At 64.2% G+C, this 16,100-nt stretch carries 19 protein-coding genes, 1 tRNA gene and 1 pseudogene; 17 read left to right on the top strand and 4 right to left on the bottom strand.

The window, feature by feature from the left end:
* The 16 genes and pseudogenes from ACUSIJ_RS17850 to ACUSIJ_RS17775 all read left to right on the top strand — a co-directional run.
* Positions 1 to 433 (top strand): annotated as a pseudogene (locus tag ACUSIJ_RS17850) (hypothetical protein); the annotation flags it as partial.
* 56 nt (positions 434 to 489) lie between these two features.
* A complete protein-coding gene (locus tag ACUSIJ_RS17845) occupies positions 490 to 765 on the top strand; it encodes a hypothetical protein (RefSeq protein WP_449309762.1) in 276 nt (91 codons plus the stop codon).
* A gap of 11 nt (positions 766 to 776) precedes the next feature.
* Positions 777 to 1,151: a hypothetical protein gene (locus ACUSIJ_RS17840; RefSeq protein ID WP_449309761.1), complete on the top strand. Its 375-nt coding sequence runs from the start codon at positions 777 to 779 to the stop codon at positions 1,149 to 1,151.
* Positions 1,152 to 1,166: 15 nt separating this feature from the next.
* Positions 1,167 to 1,388 (top strand): hypothetical protein, encoded by a 222-nt coding sequence (locus ACUSIJ_RS17835; protein ID WP_449309760.1) that lies wholly within the window; start codon positions 1,167 to 1,169, stop codon positions 1,386 to 1,388.
* Between the two features lie 424 nt (positions 1,389 to 1,812).
* Positions 1,813 to 2,085, top strand: coding sequence for a hypothetical protein (locus ACUSIJ_RS17830; RefSeq protein WP_449309759.1), 273 nt, complete (start codon positions 1,813 to 1,815; stop codon positions 2,083 to 2,085).
* Positions 2,069 to 2,197, top strand: a complete 129-nt coding sequence (locus tag ACUSIJ_RS17825) for a hypothetical protein (RefSeq protein ID WP_449309758.1) — start codon at positions 2,069 to 2,071, stop codon at positions 2,195 to 2,197. The genes ACUSIJ_RS17830 and ACUSIJ_RS17825 overlap by 17 nt, the downstream gene beginning before the upstream one ends.
* An 11-nt stretch (positions 2,198 to 2,208) precedes the next feature.
* Positions 2,209 to 3,150 carry a hypothetical protein gene (locus ACUSIJ_RS17820; RefSeq protein ID WP_449309757.1) on the top strand — a complete coding sequence of 314 codons (942 nt, stop codon included), beginning with the start codon at positions 2,209 to 2,211 and terminating at the stop codon, positions 3,148 to 3,150.
* The gene (locus ACUSIJ_RS17815; RefSeq protein ID WP_449309756.1) at positions 3,150 to 4,619 is read left to right on the top strand and encodes a recombinase RecT; all 1,470 of its coding nucleotides are present in this window, start codon (positions 3,150 to 3,152) and stop codon (positions 4,617 to 4,619) included. Before ACUSIJ_RS17820 ends, ACUSIJ_RS17815 begins: the two co-directional genes overlap by 1 nt.
* 3 nt (positions 4,620 to 4,622) lie before the next feature.
* Positions 4,623 to 5,066 (top strand): hypothetical protein, encoded by a 444-nt coding sequence (locus ACUSIJ_RS17810; protein ID WP_449309755.1) that lies wholly within the window; start codon positions 4,623 to 4,625, stop codon positions 5,064 to 5,066.
* Positions 5,063 to 5,497, top strand: a complete 435-nt coding sequence (locus tag ACUSIJ_RS17805; protein WP_449309754.1) for a hypothetical protein — start codon at positions 5,063 to 5,065, stop codon at positions 5,495 to 5,497. Before ACUSIJ_RS17810 ends, ACUSIJ_RS17805 begins: the two co-directional genes overlap by 4 nt.
* Positions 5,494 to 5,709 carry a septum formation initiator family protein gene (locus ACUSIJ_RS17800; RefSeq protein WP_449309753.1) on the top strand — a complete coding sequence of 72 codons (216 nt, stop codon included), beginning with the start codon at positions 5,494 to 5,496 and terminating at the stop codon, positions 5,707 to 5,709. Before ACUSIJ_RS17805 ends, ACUSIJ_RS17800 begins: the two co-directional genes overlap by 4 nt.
* Positions 5,706 to 7,115 (top strand): hypothetical protein, encoded by a 1,410-nt coding sequence (locus ACUSIJ_RS17795; protein WP_449309752.1) that lies wholly within the window; start codon positions 5,706 to 5,708, stop codon positions 7,113 to 7,115. Before ACUSIJ_RS17800 ends, ACUSIJ_RS17795 begins: the two co-directional genes overlap by 4 nt.
* Positions 7,112 to 7,594, top strand: a complete 483-nt coding sequence (locus ACUSIJ_RS17790) for a hypothetical protein (protein ID WP_449309751.1) — start codon at positions 7,112 to 7,114, stop codon at positions 7,592 to 7,594. The genes ACUSIJ_RS17795 and ACUSIJ_RS17790 overlap by 4 nt, the downstream gene beginning before the upstream one ends.
* A complete protein-coding gene (locus tag ACUSIJ_RS17785) occupies positions 7,591 to 7,818 on the top strand; it encodes a hypothetical protein (protein ID WP_449309750.1) in 228 nt (75 codons plus the stop codon). Before ACUSIJ_RS17790 ends, ACUSIJ_RS17785 begins: the two co-directional genes overlap by 4 nt.
* Complete coding sequence (locus ACUSIJ_RS17780) at positions 7,811 to 8,044, top strand: hypothetical protein (protein ID WP_449309749.1); 234 nt, start codon at positions 7,811 to 7,813, stop codon at positions 8,042 to 8,044. The genes ACUSIJ_RS17785 and ACUSIJ_RS17780 overlap by 8 nt, the downstream gene beginning before the upstream one ends.
* A 19-nt stretch (positions 8,045 to 8,063) precedes the next feature.
* Positions 8,064 to 8,285, top strand: coding sequence for a helix-turn-helix transcriptional regulator (locus tag ACUSIJ_RS17775; protein WP_449309748.1), 222 nt, complete (start codon positions 8,064 to 8,066; stop codon positions 8,283 to 8,285).
* Here ACUSIJ_RS17775 and ACUSIJ_RS17770 read toward each other — a convergent pair.
* Positions 8,182 to 9,510: a tyrosine-type recombinase/integrase gene (locus tag ACUSIJ_RS17770; protein WP_449309747.1), complete on the bottom strand. Its 1,329-nt coding sequence runs from the start codon at positions 9,508 to 9,510 to the stop codon at positions 8,182 to 8,184. The two genes, ACUSIJ_RS17775 and ACUSIJ_RS17770, sit on opposite strands and share 104 nt — an antisense overlap.
* A gap of 179 nt (positions 9,511 to 9,689) precedes the next feature.
* Positions 9,690 to 9,779, bottom strand: a tRNA-Ser gene (locus ACUSIJ_RS17765).
* Between the two features lie 620 nt (positions 9,780 to 10,399).
* Here ACUSIJ_RS17765 and ACUSIJ_RS17760 point away from each other — a divergent pair.
* Positions 10,400 to 12,238 (top strand): ShlB/FhaC/HecB family hemolysin secretion/activation protein, encoded by a 1,839-nt coding sequence (locus ACUSIJ_RS17760; protein WP_449309746.1) that lies wholly within the window; start codon positions 10,400 to 10,402, stop codon positions 12,236 to 12,238.
* Positions 12,239 to 12,386: 148 nt separating this feature from the next.
* Here ACUSIJ_RS17760 and ntrX read toward each other — a convergent pair whose 3' ends face one another.
* Together ntrX and ACUSIJ_RS17750 are read right to left on the bottom strand one after the other, a co-directional pair.
* Positions 12,387 to 13,757, bottom strand: coding sequence for a nitrogen assimilation response regulator NtrX (gene ntrX / locus ACUSIJ_RS17755; RefSeq protein ID WP_449309745.1), 1,371 nt, complete (start codon positions 13,755 to 13,757; stop codon positions 12,387 to 12,389).
* Positions 13,754 to 16,093 (bottom strand): ATP-binding protein, encoded by a 2,340-nt coding sequence (locus tag ACUSIJ_RS17750; RefSeq protein ID WP_449309744.1) that lies wholly within the window; start codon positions 16,091 to 16,093, stop codon positions 13,754 to 13,756. The genes ntrX and ACUSIJ_RS17750 overlap by 4 nt, the downstream gene beginning before the upstream one ends.
* Between the last annotated feature and the right edge of the window lie 7 nt (positions 16,094 to 16,100).

The following is a 16,100-nucleotide window of genomic DNA, read 5'->3' as shown; positions in this document are numbered from 1 at the left end:
CGGGTACCGCAGCGCATCGCAGGCCACCGGGTACCGCAGCGCATCGCAGGCCACCGGGGACCTCAGCGCATCGCAGGCCACCGGGTACCGCAGCGCATCGCAGGCCACCGGGTACCGCAGCGCATCGCAGGCCACCGGGTACCGCAGCGCATCGCAGGCCACCGGGGACCTCAGCGCATCGCTCGCAACAGGTTACGAAGCCTCCGCAACGGTGGATAGCGGAAACGGCATTGCCATTGCCACGAGCGGCGACGGCAAGGTGCGAGGACTGAAGGACGGTGGCGGGCTGATCCTCGTTCAGCGTGACGACGAAGGCGCGATCATCGATTTCTGGACCGGGATCGTAGGCCGCGATGGCATCGAGCCCGGCGTTTTCTATGTCCTGAAGGATGGCCAGCCGGTGAAGGTCGAGGCGGAAGAAGCCGACGACTGAGCATTATACGGCGGCGCGCGCGCCGCCGCCCTCCCCGGAAATTTAGGATCATCACCATGTCCAACACCAACGACACCGCGCCGGAAACCATCAGCCATTGGGGCGAAGAGCTCGCGCCTGCAGAAAACATGCGCACGGACTCGGAGCTGATCGAGGAAATCCGTGGGCATGTCCGGGACGCGTTCAAGCTGACCTTGAGGCTGGGTCGGCACACCGGCAGTCAGGACCTGAAGACGTTTGCTGCTGATCTGCTCGCGACATTGGCCCCAGTTGGCTTCGCGCTGTTACTGGCGCGCGGCCTTGCCGAGCCCGAGCAGGTTTCCAAGCACTGACGAGGCGCGCCATGCTCCACACCCAGCGCTACGACTTCGACGAAATCCCGATCCTGTCCGCCGACGGCCAGATTGTCGCCTATGCCCTGTTCGACGGGTACGCGGATCTGCGAGTCGAGATCGGGGAAGGCCGTCCGTACATCGCCGGCTTCGACGGTATCGCCGTGTCGACCTGGATAGAGGATCGTCGCACGGGCAGAGCGATGCAGGGCGCGCACAAGGAGCTGAGCAAGGGCGATCCTCTCTACCGCATGATCACGACGGAGATCCTGCGCCGGGAGCGCGCCGGCAAGATCGATTTTCCTCACCCTGACGAGATCGCGGCGGACGCCGCCGCTGACGAAGCCGAAAACGAACGCTCCCACCGTCTCGCGATGGTCGGTTGAGCGGAGGACGAAACCATGGAGACGATTACCCCTTACCAGGCAGCGATTGGCTTCCGCGTGAAGGCGCTGTTCGCTGCCGGCCTCAATCCCTTCGTCGACGAGGCGCGCGCCGTGCAGGAGCTATATGCGGCTGGTCTTGGCCTCGCGCAGTTCCCCGACAAGATCCGCGTGCTGGACGATATCCGCAGGGTCTATGCGGATCTGGCTGCGCCGCGCGAGATGGCGAGGGCCGCGTGAACAAGGATTTTCTGATCGACGCGGACGTACTCGCCGGGTGCAGGGTCGATGCATCTAATCTGGCCCCGACCAAGTACTGCATCGGTGGCAGGACGTTCACGATAGAGCAACTCCTTCTGTTGGATGGGCTCGTCGAGGCACTGAAACCCTTTTGCCAAGAGGCTTCCGAGTGGGGAGACCTCGTACCAGACCAGCACGTTCCAGTCTCTGTCAGGCCGGCTAGGGTCGGCGCCCGATACATCTGCGCCGAATCCAAATTCACAGTCGGCGATCTTCGCCGGGCTCGTGACATCATCCTCAAATTTAAAGGTGCATCATGACACGCAATTTCCGCAAGGGCGACGTTGTCGACGTTCGCACTGTCGTCAAACATCTCGGCGCTGAAGGATATGTCGTTGTCAACATTGGCCATAATGGAACCGCTGTGGAGATCGAAGCCGTATCGCTTGTGTCCCCGCATTTCGAAATCGGCGATCAGGTCGTCCACGAGGCGGATGGCAGTCGGTTCGGCATCGTCCGCGGCGCCTTCGACGACAAGGTGTGGGTTGAGGATGTGACGAACGGCATTTTTTATACCCGCTTCGCACGTGATCTCCGGCTTGCAGTCAATCAGGAGCCGATCGGTACGCCTCCGCCCGCGCCATACATCACCGGCGTCGAGGAGCGCACCGGAGGCGACAATGCCATCGAGCTCTGATGATGCACTGACCGTCATCCTTGGCCTGACCGCGATCCACCTCCCTTTCGCCATTCTCGGCTTCATTGTGCTCCGCGCCATGCTGTGCAGGCGGGGCGGCGCCGATACCTGAAGGTTTTCCCAATGACCGCATCCCTGACGCTCACCGGTTACGAGTTCTGGCAACGCGCGATGGAGACGGGCGAGAAGCCCGATCCTGACAGTGAGCCTCAGTTCGGCCGCTATCGCCTGCCGAGCGGCGGAGGCGCTTATGCGGTTGCCGTCTGGCCGGACGAAGGTGGTATCACCCAGGTGCGCGTCAACAAGCAGACATTCGGTGCCGACGGCGAGGATCGCGAGAAATACCTCGATTTCATCGAGGGGCCTTGGGCGCGTTGCATTGCGGTGTCGAACGACGATTATGAGCATGCGGTGCAAAAGGGCACGTGGCCGGACGGCACGCCGACGCGCTCGCAGATCGTCGGCCGCCACGGCAAGATCGGCCACAACAGCCAGCCCGATGATTTCGAGGTGCTGAAAGGCAATATCGAGGAACTTCTCCGCGAGGCGGACAAGATCGTTGCCGCCGGCGCGGCGGCGGATCAGGGTGCCGCAGACTTTGCCGCGAACCTCAAAAAGCGCCTGACCGTCGCGCAGAGACAGGCTGAGGCCGGGTTCAAGGCTGAGAAGGATCCTATCGACAAGGCGCTCAAAGAGGTCCGGGAGAAGTGGACGCCATGGATTGACGGCGCGAAGGTTCGCGTTTCCCGGATCCGTGATGTTGTCGAGGGACCGTACCTGCGGGCCGAGAAGGCCAAGTCCGCCGCCGAGGCGAAGGCGCGGACGGAAGCGGCCGGCGCGCCGGTCGAAGCCCGTAAGGTGTCCGCCGGCAGCAAGGGCGCAAAGACCGTCCTCAAGACGTACTGGCGGGCCGAGATCGTCGATTACGACGCTGCGCTCCAGGCGCTCAAAGATCACCCCAACGTCCGTGATGCCGTCTCGACGATCGCCAATGCCGCTGCGCGCTCCGCCGCCCGCGTCCCGATCGCCGGCGTGAAGTTCATTTCCGAAGAAAGGGCAGTCTGATGAATGCTGTCACCACCATTGAAAAGCAGACGCCCGTCGACGCCTACCGCGCGCAGGTCCTGCCGCCGGAGAAGCTGCACACGCTCGGCCTGCCGCGCCACGTTAGCCCCGAGCGTTTCGAGCGCAATCTCGCGAACGCGCTCATGCAGAATCCCGACCTGCTGAAATGCGACCCGCGCCTGACATTCCGGGAGGTATCGAAGGCTGCGGCGCTCGGGCTGCTGCTCGACCCGCAGTTGGGCGAGGCATACCTGATCCTCGGTTGGAATGGGAAGGCCGGCCGGCAGGAGCCGCAGCTCCGCGTAGGTTATCGCGGCCTGATGAAGCTCGCGCGTCAGTCCGGCGAGGTGAAGAACCTCTATGCGCATGAGGTAAACCTGAACGACGATTTCAGTTGCACGCTTGGAGACCACAAGAGCCTGCACCACAAGCCAGACGTGTTCGGTGATCGCGGCCCTATCGTGGGCTATTACGCCGTCGTCCTGTTTAGCGACGGCTCATCGGATTTCGAGCCCATGTCCGTCGCCGACATCCACAAGATCAGGGATAGGTCGGATGCGTGGAAGGCTTTCACCGCCGGCAAGATCAAGTCGACGCCGTGGTCTACCGACGACACTGAAATGTCTAAGAAAACGGTTCTTCGTCGCCTGATAAAGCGCTTGCCGCAGTCGCCGGAACTGGCCGACGCGATCCGGATCGAGGATGAGGCGGAATCGGTTGTCGAGGCCCGGCCGGTAGCTGTGTCCGCGCCTCCGCCTCCGCCGCCGTTGCCGAGCACGCCGGAACCGGCAGTCATCGAGCACCAGCCGGGGCCGGGAGTCGCACCCGCCGACTTTGTTGCAGATGGAAGCATCGCGGACAGCAGGGCGGTTGTCACGATCGACGCCGAGATTGACAACCCGGCCCCTGCGGTTGCGGAAACTGTCGATCAGGTTGACGTGGCGGCCGATTCCGTTGCCGACACCGTCTCCCCGGATGAAATCCTGGCCGAGGCCATCGACCATATGGCGCGCTGCCGCACCTCCGACGAGATCGAAACCATCTACGCCGAAAGCGATTGGGAAGCCGAGTTGAGTGGCGCCGACGGTTTCGTCGAGAAGCTGCGCGAGGCAAAAGAGCAGCATCTCGCTCGGGTGACGAAGATTGCTGCGGCGCAGGCTGCGCAGAAGGAAACGACGAAGAAGCCGCCCGCCCCGCCCGCCGATCCCGCGCCGCAGGCATCTCTCCCTCCGCCGGCCGACGCTGGCCCCGAGAAAATCGCTCCGGACGGCGAGGTCAAGGCATACTTTGATGCGTTCCTCCGACGCTGCGCCGACGCCAGGACGATACAGGATGTCGTCGCGATCAAGGCCCATTGGGACGAAACCAGCGTGTGGCGCTTCGAGGTCAACGTCCCCGGCAACATGATCTCCGCGATGAAGCGGGCCTATACCGCCGCTCGCACCCGCGCCGAGAACCCGGAGGGCTGATCGATGGCCCGCCGTCGAACCGAGAGCGATCCGTGCCCGCTGGAGTTCATTCGGGAAGGGAACTGGCTCAAGCCGGCGACGAACTTCGATGCTGAGATGATCGCCCGGTATCCGCACGGCTCGCGCCTGATCGTGTCCGTCACCCAGCCGAAGGACGCTGTCCTGATGCGCCGGTTCCACATGCTCAACAAGAAGGTGGCCGACGCGCTGGGCGAGGATCCCGACATTCTCAAGCGCAAGTTCAAGCGCGCGGTCGGCTACGTGATCGACGTGACCTATTTCGACGGCACGATCGCCCAGGAGCCGCTGTCGCTGGCGGACCTCGATAACGCCGGGCTGATCGCGTTCGTGCAGCAGGTCGAGGAGATCGTCACCACACAGCTCTGCCCCGGATCGACCATCAGGGAGATCATGGACGGCGAATTTGGTGATTGGGCACTGACATGACGAACGCCCCAGCCACCCGTCGCCGACATATCCCCGTGGGTGTGAAGCTCCATGCCGTGTTGCTCCGGCTCGGGTTCACCGATGAGGAAATCCGTGGCGGGATCAATTGGGATCACAACCCGCCGCTTGCCTTGCGCCGGGTCGATCCTGAAACGGGCCTGCTCGTTCCGGAAGCCAACGACCCGCACTTCATCCAACCGCTCCGGAAATCCGGTCACGACACCAAGACCTTCGGCCGGGGCGGCGAGAAACGCATCACGACGGCCGGCGGCGACATCCACGCGATTGCAAAGAGCAAGCGTCTCGCGCGCGGCTCGGCTGAGTTCGATCGCCGCCTGATTGCAAAATCTACCGGCGAAGAGCCGCGACCAGAACGCCGGCGCAAGAGGCGGATTCCATCCCGACCGTTCTCGCAGAGGAAGTCAACATGAGCCTTTTCCCTTGGCTGTCTGATTACAGCACGCATCGCCAAAAGATCGAGGATCAGCAGCGGAAGATCGCCGAGCTGGATCGCGAGAATAACATCCTCGCCGCGGAAGTCCGCGATCTGCGCCAGCGCCTGGAAGGGGCGCGTGACATCATCAGGGCTGCCGCCATCAGTCTCGCCACGTGGGCGGAAAAGGATGCGGAGGCGCCGAGATGAGCCGTCGTCATTTCCGCAAGCCGGCCCGCAACACGATCACCGCTGTGATCCTCGAAGCGGCGAAAACCCAGCAGGTAGAAACGCCCCGCTCCGCGCTGAAAATGCCGAACTGCGAGCCAAGATACAGGAGTTGCAGGCTCATGCAGACTGACGCGACAGGCTCTTTTGACGCATGGTCCCTAAGCGAATACGGACCGGGCCGCATCCACACAAATGACGAGGTCAGGATTTGGCACGCCGCTGTCGCTTGGGCAACAGCACGGGAAAGGGAGAGAGCGGCGCAGAAAGTCGAAGAATACGGCAAGTACAGCACACAATTGGGAGCCTTGGCGCTATCGGGCCGAATTGCCGCCGCCATAAGAGGTAAGGGCGTGCTCCCGCTGTCACCACCCCTCGTTGACGACAGCAAAGCGCCGGGGGCCGGCGGCAAAGCAGTCGGTCTTTCCATCTGGCCCGGATGGGATGCCAGCAACCCGCCGTGGAGCGCCGCTCACCACCAGGACAGTGTTTGCCGGGCTGTGTTCGGGCCGTCATGGTCAATGGAAGACGGGAACACCCTTATATCGTTCATCGAGCGAACATGGGGCGCGACCGACCGGCCCGACCCGCACCCCGACGATCTCGCCGTCGACGAGTTTGCCGCCAGAATGAAGGCGAAGCTCGCGCAGAAGCGGGCGGAGGGCCGCGGCGGTTGGGAGTCTCAGGACATATGCTCGCAGGCCGACCTGTCCCGGATGCTGCGAGAGCACGTCGAGAAGGGCGATCCGGTCGACGTTGTCAACCTCAGCATGATGCTGTCGGCGCGCGGGGAGCGCATCCTGCCGGCCGCCCAGCCAGAACCGCATGCCGATCTGGTAAGATCTGCCGAATCCGTTTGGTCCAAATGGAACGAGGACGATGATGACTTCCGACACATGCATGAGGTGATGGCCGCCTTCGCCGCTGAGTGCGCGGCGGAGTGGAGGCGTAGAGCGGAAGCCGCTGAACGGGCGTACATGGCGACCGTCGCCAGTAGACAGGTATATAGAGAACGCGCCGAAGCCGCCGAACAAGAGCTAACCAAAATACGTGAAGTGTTGCGAGACATAGACTATGCATCTTTACCTGATGACTATCCGGTATCGAAAATCGCACGCGTGCGCATGACGACACTGAACGAAAGAACAAAACAAGGATTGGCAGAAATTGGCAGATACGAAGCTGCCGAACAGGCGCTGGCGGAAGAACGCGAGGTGGCGGCCGGCTTGATGTCGACATTGGAAGCCGTGCGCTCCGAGTTTCGCGTGGAGTACACCAGCGACGGCAGATTTGCCGGGTCGTCCCACGACAGCAGCGCCATCCCGCTCATCATAGGGCTTCTCGACGCCGCCATCCGTGCACGCAAGGGAGGTGAAGAGACCTCATGACACGCCGCTACGCAGCCGACACGTCGGTATCGACAGACAAAAGCATCGCGGAGATCCGCGCCACCTTGCGCCGTTATGGCGCCAAGGAATTCATGCACGTCGAGGGAGAGCATGAGGCCGCTGTCGTGTTCGTGATGAATGACCGGCGCGTCATGTTCCGGCTGCAAATGCCCGATCCCGCCGACTGGGAGTTCACCCATACCCCGACCAAGAACGCCCTTCGCACGGCGGACGCTGCGCTCGCAGCATGGGAACAGGCGTGCCGGTCCAGATGGCGCGCTCTTGCACTCGTCGTCAAGGCGAAGCTGGAGGCAGTTGCGGTCGGCATCGTGACATTCGAGGATGAGTTTCTCGCGAACATCGTCATGCCTGATGGTGCACTCGTATCCGAGCATGTCCGCCCCCGCATCGCATCAGCCTATGAGCACAACGAGATGCAGCCGTTGTTGCCGAATTACAGCAAGGGAGGTGACGGATGACCGCGTCGACCACCACCAGGCGCTTCGCCGCCCGAGAAATCGCCATCGAGTTGGAACGCATCACCGCCACGACGCAAAGGACCTGCGAGCGCTGGATTGCCGCTGGCCGGATGAGCCCCGAGCAAGCACGGCGTAGAATCGCGATCCTCCAGGCTGCTGCCGCGGACTATCGCCGGCTCGCTAACAAGGATCAACACCAGCTTTTCGAGGATGGCCATGCCTGATGCAGCCGAAGTGGCCGTTTTGACCGAGAAGGTAATTGACATCGTGAGCGAAGCCGACGCCAGCACAGCGCTGTCATGCCTGCTGAATGCGCTCCTCGCTGTCAACAACGCCGTGGCCGATAGTCCGGCCGAGGAACGACGCATCGCGGCACAGCTCGCGGAAACCATCATCGAGGGCGCCCAGCTTTATTCCACAGGCGTGTTCGACAGAGAGCAGACGCATTGAGGGGTAGGGGGCGGACTATATGGCTTTGATTGATGAAATGGACCGCTTGCTGAAGATCACCGAGGTGAAGGAGATCGTCGGCATGGGCGCGTCGACGATCTATCGTAAGGTTTCCGATGGCGAGTTCCCGGCGCCGGTCAGGCTCTCCGGCGGGATGTCGCGATGGCGGAGGAGCGACCTTGATCGGTGGATGCGGAGCTTGACCCCGGAGAAAGAGGCGGAGCACGTCTCGGGCCGCTGATGACCTGCTCCAGTGGCATTTGCCCCTCCATGATTAGGTCCGCCCATGCCTGGGCGAGTTCCCTCCGGCGATCGATGTAGGCGGCCCGGTTATACGCCGCCTCAACCTTGTCCTTCGGCGAATGCGCCAGCATCAGGTCGATGACGAAGCGGTCTCCCTTGAAGATCTCGTTCATGATCGTCGAGAAAGTCGCCCGCCACCCGTGCGGCACATGCCGATGGTGATAGCCGGCCCTGTTGAGCAGGTAGCCAATTGCGTTTTCGCTCGCTGGCCGGTGCGCGCGCCTGTCATTCGGAAACAGGTACGGCCCGCGACCGGTGATTTTTCGCAGCACCTTAATCGTCTCGACCGCTTGGCGGGGCAGTGGCACAAGGTGGTCGCGATTCGGGTCATCCTTTTGTACCTTGCGCAGCTTCATTCGCGCTGCCGGCACCTGCCAGATCGGCACCCCATTCCAGTCTACATCGTCCATCTCCGCCCACGGTGTGGTTATCAGCGTGCCTGGGCGGAGAGCAGTGAGCGCGAGCATCCGCAGAGCCAGTTTCGCGATCGGCTTTCCCGGCGTCGCATCGGCCCGCGCAATAATCTCTCGCGCCAGTTTCAGGTCGGTGATAGCCGGCTGCCGGCCCTTGATCAGTGGTCTAAGGGCCTTCTCTACGATGGCGGCTGGGTCGTTCTCACAAATCCCCGAAGCGACGCCGTAAACGAAGACCGCAGACATACGCTGCCGGACTCGCTTGGCCGTTTCGATCGCCGGCCGGTCCTCGATCTTACGCAAGACATCAAGCACCTCCGGCGCGGTGATTGAAGCGATGTAGCGGTCGCCGAGCTCAGGAAAGACGTCCCGCTCAAGCGAGCGCAGGACGTCATAGGCGTGCGTCTCTGTCCAAATGGCGCTGCTCTTCCCATACCACTCCCGCGCGATTGCCTCGAAGGTTAGGGCAGAATCGGGTGGGGCTGGGCGCTTCCGCTTTTCCGCCGACGGGTCTTTGCCCTCCTTGAGCAGCGCCTTCGCCGCATGGCGAGCGTCACGCGCGTCAGCCAGACTGATATCCGGGTATTCTCCTATCGCGAGTTGCTTTTCCCGCCCGTCGAATCGATACCGGAATCGCCAGAGCTTGGCCCCGGCTGGGGAGATAACGAGCGTCAGGCCCCCGCCGTCCGCCATCTTGATCGGCTTTTCACCCGGCTTGGCTTTGCGAATCTGCGCGTCGGTAAGTGCCATGCCCTGTTCCCCTCGATGCCCGCATTTCGTTCTCCAGTGCCCGCAAAGTGCCCGCAAATGTCGTGGGCATAATTTGGAACATGCGGGACGAAATGAGAACGACTGAGAGAAGGTATCTCACGGAACGCGTTGCAGATCAACGGGATTGAGAGCGTGTGATACGAGGCGGGATGAGAACATGGCGGAAGAGGTGGGATTCGAACCCACGAACGGGTTGCCCCGTTGCTGGTTTTCAAGACCAGTGCCTTCAACCACTCGGCCACTCTTCCATACCGTGTCGGCAGTCCGGTGTCGGCTGTCCGCCGCAAACGGGTGCACGGCAAGGCATCGATTCCCCACGCGACACCGTTGCGGCGCGCCGGACCACGAGCCGCGAACGCTAATCCAGCCGGCTGCCGTAATCAAGAGAGCAGGCATGCTAGGCCACACCCGATAACACGGCGCGGCTTGAGTTCAAGCATCAAACCAACAATGAATGCCGCCTTTGGATAAATGGGGTGCGTCAAACAAAGAGATGGCGCGGCGGTACCGATTCGGATTTCTGTCCGCTGCGTTGACGGCCGGAATGGTCGCCCGCCAGCCGCCCTCGCGGTCTGTCCCCCGTTTTGCCGTGCTTCCGGAGAGAAAGGCGCCGCCCGCCGTCGCTGGCGGCAGGCTGCCAACATGTATCCACAAGTATTTCTGGTGGAATAATTCCTATTAGTAAATCATTAAGGTTGATTATTTACGTTAATATCGAGCAAACAAGTTGCAAATATACGTAAATATGCTGTGTTTGTTCATGAATATACCTTGAGATGAGAAATATATACAGAATTGTAATGGACGAATATAGTTTTGGAGGCTTGAATTGAGACTCGATGGCGGATGTATAAGTGTTTCTGTGTCCGTGTTATTGTTTTCAATCACGGCTTCCGGTTTCGCCTGGTCGCAGCGCCCGCCGGCGCTGGAGCGTAACCTGCCGCCTGAAGCGCCGCCGCCGCGCAGCGACATCGCCCCGCCGCCGATCGCGTCCAGCGCCGACGATGCCCCGCTCGGCGTCGACATCCGGGGGGTCAGGCTGTTCGGCCTCAACGGCGAGGTTGCGGCCAACCCGGGCGAGGGTGTCGTCATCGAGGATGTCGAGGGTGTGCCGGCAGTGGCATTGAAACAGGCCCTCGCGCCCTTCATCGGCCGGCCGCTGTCGCAGCAACTGGTCGCCGAGGCACGCACCGCCGTGGTGGCCGCGTTCCGCAGTGTCGGGCGTCCGTTCGTCTCCGTCACGCCGCCGCCGCAGGAGATCACCGGCGGCGTGCTGCAGCTGCAGGTCGTGCCCTACCGATTGGGCGACATCAGGGCGCGCGAGGACGCATCCGGCGTTGCCGGCACGGACGCCGCGAACTCCGGGGACACCGCGGCGGCCCACGCCTCCCGGCTGCGGGCGCGGGCAGGGGAGTTCATCGATGCCGATCATTTGTCGGAGGACATCGACTGGCTCAATCGCTTCCCCTACCGTCAGGTCAACGGCGTGTTCGAACCCGGCTCGCGGCCGGGCGAGACGGATCTGACCCTGAACATCACCCGCCAGAAGCCCTGGCGGATCTACGGCGGCTACTCCAACACCGGCAGCAAGGCGACGGGGTATGACCGCTACTTCGTCGGCTTCTCGGCCGGCATCGAGGCGCTGCACGATCTGACGGTGTCGTACCAGCTCACCGGCAGCGAGAATTTCTGGGGCGCGCCTTCGAAGGGTCGGCTGGCGGGCGACAGGTGGCCGGGATATATCAGCCACGCGGGCCGCATCGCCATCCCCACCCTCGCGCGGCAGAGCATCGAGATCGCGCCCAACTTCGTCGCCACCCGGCAGGAGACGATCGATCGCGTGCTGTCGTTCCGCAACACCACGTTCGAGCTGCCGGTGCTCTACCGCTCGGCCGCGTCGAATATCTGGGCGAACGCGCCCTCGCAACTGGAATTCTACGGCGGCACCTCCCTCAAATGGACCAAGCGCCACACGGCCTATGACACCATCAATCTGGCGCGCGGAGATTCGGCGACGTTCAATCTGCTGCTCGGCCTGTCGCGCTACTGGCGCGGTGAAGACGGCGCGACCAATTCGCTGGATATGCGCGCCGTCTTCAATCCCGGCGGCGGCCTGCCGGGCAACAAGGGGCGGATATGGAGCGCCCAGACCAACGGGCGGGTCGAATCCGTCCATTACATCTATGGCCTGATCGAGTTGAGCCGCAGCACGCCTCTGGGTGCGATTCCGGCGCTCAGGGACTTCAGCCTCAATACAGGCTTCACGGCGCTGATCGGTGGCAAGGCCCTGCCCGATACCGAGCAGCTCTCGCTCGGCGGCGCGTGGGCCACGCGGGGCTATTCCGTCAGCGACGGGGCGGTCGACGCCGGCCTCGTGCTGCGGAACGAGTTGCGGCTGCCGACCTTCTCATTGCTCGACACCATCGGGAAGCGGCCAGCCGGCGGCTCCGGGCCGCGCCTGCAGGACAACCTGTCGCCCTACGTGTTCGTCGATGTCGGATACGGCCACAATTTCAGGAGCGGCTCCCAGACGTCCTCGGAGTGGGCCGGCGAGGATACGACGCTGGTCGGTGCGGGCGCTGCCGTCGACTACCGCATCGCCAGCAATCTGCTCGCCTCGCTGTCGGCGGGATGGGCGCTGAAAAACGGCCCTAGCACCAGGCGCGGCGACTTTGCCGCCAACGCACGCGTCAGCGTCTCCTACTGAGACGGGCGACAAGGGCGGTGTCACCGCTCCGGCTATAGCATCAAACCAAAAAGTGCGCGCACTTTTTGGAAGAATTTGATGCGCCAACAAGTGGACAGAGCAAAATAGCGATTCAGGTTCAATGCATTTTGCTCTGTCGTCCGCTGCGCTATCCGCCGATGCCGAGCGACTTCAGCTTGCGATGCAGGGCGGAGCGCTCCATGCCGATGAACTCCGCCGTGCGCGACACGTTGCCCGAGAAACGGTTGATCTGGGCGACGAGATACTCGCGCTCGAAAATTTCGCGCGCGTCGCGCAGCGTCAGGCTCATCAGCTTCTCGCCGCCGGCGCCCGTGGGCGTGGTCGGCACCAGGGTGCCGATCTCCGCCGGCAGCATCTGCGTCGAGATCACGGTGTCGGGGTCGCCGCTGGAGAGGATCATCAGCCGCTCGATGTTGTTGCGCAGCTGGCGCACGTTCCCGGGCCAGTCGTGCGATTGCAGCACGGCGAGGGCGTCGTCGGCGATGACGCGCCTGGGCAGGCCGGTGGCCTGGGAGATCTGGTCCATGAAGAAGTCGATCAGCTCCGGCACGTCCTCGCGGTGCTCGGCGAGCGATGGCACGCGGATCGGCATCACGCTCAGGCGGTGATAGAGGTCCTCGCGGAAACGGTCCTGGGCGATCTCGTGGGCGAGGTCGCGCCCGGTCGAGGCGATGATGCGCACGTCGACGTGCACGCGCGTGGTGCCGCCGAGGCGCTGGAAGTTCTGGTCGACCAGCACGCGCAGGATGCGGTTCTGCGTCTCGCGCGGCATGTCGGCGACTTCGTCGATGTAGAGCGTGCCGCCGTGGGCCTCCTCCAGCGCGCCGATGCGCCGCGCCCGCCCATCCGCGGCCTCGACGCCGAACAGCTCCTGCTCCATCGTCTCGGGCGTGATGGTCGCGGCGTTGATGACCACGAACGGCGCCGAGGCGCGGTTGGAGGCGTTGTGGATGGTGCGGGCGACGAGCTCCTTGCCGGAGCCGGGCGCGCCCGTGATGAGCACGCGCGCGTTCGTCGGCGCGACGCGCTCCACGACCTGGCGCAGCTGGTTCATGGCGGCGGAATGGCCGACGATGCGGCTCGCCTGGGTGGAGCGGGCGCGCAGGTCCTTCACCTCGCGGCGCAGGCGCGAGGCTTCGAGGGCGCGTTCGGCCACCAGCACGAGGCGGTCCGCCTTGAACGGCTTCTCGATGAAGTCGTAGGCGCCGCGCTTGATGGCCGAGACGGCGGTCTCGATGTTGCCGTGCCCCGAGATCATCACCACCGGCAGCTCGGGGTTGTTCTCCTTGATGATGTCGAGCACCTGCAACCCGTCGAGGCGGCTGCCCTGCAGCCAGATGTCGAGGAAGACGAGATGCGGGCGCCTTGCCTCGATGGCGTTGAGCGCCTCGTCGGAACTGCCGGCGGAGCGGGTGCGATGCCCCTCATCTTCCAGAATGCCGGCCACGAGTTCCCGGATGTCGGCTTCGTCATCGACAATAAGGATATCGGCACTCATGTGCGTGCTCCCGGTTGGCTGTCGCCGATCCCCCGGGAGGGGGCGGCCTCAGGCGGTGGTGGTTTAGAAGATGGCGGGGTCGTGCTCGCGCCCGGTCTGCCGTCGGTGCCCTCCAGGGGCAGCCAGAGCACGACGCGCCCGCCGCGCCCGGCGGGGTTGTCGAGCAGTTGAATGCCGCCGCCGTGGTCCTCGAGAATCTTGCCCACGATGGCGAGGCCGAGGCCCGTGCCGCCCTCGCGGGTGGTCATGTAGGGTTCGAGCAGCCGCTGGCGGTTTTCACGCGGGAAGCCCTTGCCGTTGTCCGTCACCTCGATGACGACGTTGCCGGCCTCCTGCCGCACGCTCACATGCACGGTGCCGGGGCCGCGCTCGGCCTCGGGCACGGCCTTGATGGCCTCGGTGGCGTTCTTGACGATGTTGGTCAGCGCCTGCGACAGCAGACGCCTGTCGAAATGGGCGACGAGGGGGCTGTCCGGCAGCGAATCGGAAAACTGCAGGTCCGGCGATCCGACCCGCATCAGGAACAGGACGTGGCGCACCGTCTCGACGATGTCCTCGTCGGCCTGCGAGGGCTTGGGCATGCGGGCGAAGGAGGAGAATTCGTCCACCATGCGCTTGATGTCGTCCACCTGCCGCACGATGGTCTCGACGCACTGGTCGAACACCTGCCGGTCCTCGGTGATGACCTTGCCGTACTTGCGCCTGATGCGCTCGGCCGAAAGCTGGATGGGGGTGAGCGGGTTCTTGATCTCGTGGGCGATGCGGCGCGCCACATCGGCCCAGGCGGCGGTGCGCTGGGCGGCGACGAGCCCGGTGATGTCGTCGAGCGTGATCACGAAGCCCTTGTGTTCGCCCAGGTCCTGCTCGCTTCTGCCCCGCTCGCTGGTGACGCGCACGTTCAGCATGCGGTCGCGGCCGCCGCGCGACAGCGACACCTGCCCCTGCGACCGGCCCTGGGACGGCTCGCCGGCCGCCCGCCAGCCGTCGGCCGCCGCCGCATTCGCGAGCGCCTCCTCGACGAGATCCGCGATTTCCGGGATCACCTCCGCCACGGGCCGCCCGGCGAGCTGCGCCGCCGGGGTGCCGAGCAGCGCCTCCGCCGAACGGTTGACGATGTTGATGACGCCCTGCGCATCTGTGCCGATGACGCCGGCGGACACGCCCGCCAGCACCGCCTCGGTGAACCGGCGGCGCTGGTCGTTGACCTCGTTCGCCTCCAGCAGGCCGTCGTGCTGGCGGCGCAGCTCGGAGGTCATCTTGTTGAACGTCGTGCCGAGGTGGCCGAGGTCGCCCTCGGTCCTGAGCACCGGCACGCGCACGTAGAAGTTGCCGCTCGCCACCTGATCGGCGGCGTGGATGAGGCGGCGTATCGGCGCCACCAGCCGGTTGGCGAGGCTCAACCCGAACCAGATCGCCGACAGGAGCACGATCAGCGCCACCAGCGCGAACATCGAGGCAAAGGCGATCTGGATGCCGATCTTCTTCTCCTCCAGCGCCTGATAATAGGCGACGCCCACCTCGGCCACGGCGGGGAATTCGACCGCCCGCGGGTCGACCGGGCGCACGACGTAGAGGATCGTCTCTTCCTCCCACGTGAGGCGCAGGATGGAGCGGAACAGATTGCCCGTCTGCGGGATGAGGCAGACCGGATCGTCGGAGTTCGCGGCCTCGATGTCCTCCTGGCTCGGTCCGGGGAGCTGCTCCTTGCTGTCGGCCTCGACACGCTCGATGACCGTGCCGTCGGGCCTCACCAGCATCGCCACGGGGAAGCCGAGGAACATGGCGCGGGAGCGCAGGAACTCCTGAAACAGCTTGCGGTCCGCCCGGTAGAGCACCAGCGCGCGGTTGAGGTCGGCGGCCATGAGGTCGGTTTCGCGTACCAGATTGCGGCACTGGCTCTCCCGATAGGCACCCGCGATCTCGGCCGTGTTGGCGATCAGCGCCTTGAGCGAGTTCGTGAACCAGGGGTCGAGGCCGCGCTCCAGCGTGACGGAGGCGACGAGCGCCACCAGCACCGCCGGGAACGCCGCCACCAGACTGAACAGCGACACGATGCGCACATGGATGCCGGCGCCGGCCGCGCCCGCGCGCCGCGCCCGCACGATGGCCCAGGCTTCCCACAGGACGATGCCGATCAGCACCACCACCAGGATGCCGTTGCCGACGAGCGCCCACAGCACCACCGAGTGGGTGGGCAGGATCGGCGTCAGGCCCGCCAGAATCATGAAGGTGCCGAGCGCCGACGCGAGCGCCAGCACGACGGCGAAGGTGCCGGCCACGCCCGATACCCGCGATCCGCGCCTGCGCTGATTGTCCGCGACCTGTGTCAAAGGCACACCGTTT

The organism is Pseudochelatococcus sp. B33 (assembly GCF_053570585.1).
This window is presented reverse-complemented; position numbering and strand designations above follow the sequence as displayed.

What these genes read in the sequence shown, in the direction of transcription:
- ACUSIJ_RS17845 (WP_449309762.1), top strand. Translation starts at nt 490, where the DNA reads ATGTCCAACACCAACGACACCGCGCCGGAAACCATCAGCCATTGGGGC.
- ACUSIJ_RS17840 (WP_449309761.1), top strand. Translation starts at nt 777, where the DNA reads ATGCTCCACACCCAGCGCTACGACTTCGACGAAATCCCGATCCTGTCC.
- ACUSIJ_RS17835 (WP_449309760.1), top strand. Translation starts at nt 1,167, where the DNA reads ATGGAGACGATTACCCCTTACCAGGCAGCGATTGGCTTCCGCGTGAAG.
- ACUSIJ_RS17825 (WP_449309758.1), top strand. Translation starts at nt 2,069, where the DNA reads ATGCCATCGAGCTCTGATGATGCACTGACCGTCATCCTTGGCCTGACC.
- ACUSIJ_RS17820 (WP_449309757.1), top strand. Translation starts at nt 2,209, where the DNA reads ATGACCGCATCCCTGACGCTCACCGGTTACGAGTTCTGGCAACGCGCG.
- ACUSIJ_RS17815 (WP_449309756.1), top strand. Translation starts at nt 3,150, where the DNA reads ATGAATGCTGTCACCACCATTGAAAAGCAGACGCCCGTCGACGCCTAC.
- ACUSIJ_RS17810 (WP_449309755.1), top strand. Translation starts at nt 4,623, where the DNA reads ATGGCCCGCCGTCGAACCGAGAGCGATCCGTGCCCGCTGGAGTTCATT.
- ACUSIJ_RS17805 (WP_449309754.1), top strand. Translation starts at nt 5,063, where the DNA reads ATGACGAACGCCCCAGCCACCCGTCGCCGACATATCCCCGTGGGTGTG.
- ACUSIJ_RS17800 (WP_449309753.1), top strand. Translation starts at nt 5,494, where the DNA reads ATGAGCCTTTTCCCTTGGCTGTCTGATTACAGCACGCATCGCCAAAAG.
- ACUSIJ_RS17795 (WP_449309752.1), top strand. Translation starts at nt 5,706, where the DNA reads ATGAGCCGTCGTCATTTCCGCAAGCCGGCCCGCAACACGATCACCGCT.
- ACUSIJ_RS17790 (WP_449309751.1), top strand. Translation starts at nt 7,112, where the DNA reads ATGACACGCCGCTACGCAGCCGACACGTCGGTATCGACAGACAAAAGC.
- ACUSIJ_RS17785 (WP_449309750.1), top strand. Translation starts at nt 7,591, where the DNA reads ATGACCGCGTCGACCACCACCAGGCGCTTCGCCGCCCGAGAAATCGCC.
- ACUSIJ_RS17780 (WP_449309749.1), top strand. Translation starts at nt 7,811, where the DNA reads ATGCCTGATGCAGCCGAAGTGGCCGTTTTGACCGAGAAGGTAATTGAC.
- ACUSIJ_RS17775 (WP_449309748.1), top strand. Translation starts at nt 8,064, where the DNA reads ATGGCTTTGATTGATGAAATGGACCGCTTGCTGAAGATCACCGAGGTG.
- ACUSIJ_RS17770 (WP_449309747.1), bottom strand. Translation starts at nt 9,510, where the DNA reads ATGGCACTTACCGACGCGCAGATTCGCAAAGCCAAGCCGGGTGAAAAG.
- ntrX (WP_449309745.1), bottom strand. Translation starts at nt 13,757, where the DNA reads ATGAGTGCCGATATCCTTATTGTCGATGACGAAGCCGACATCCGGGAA.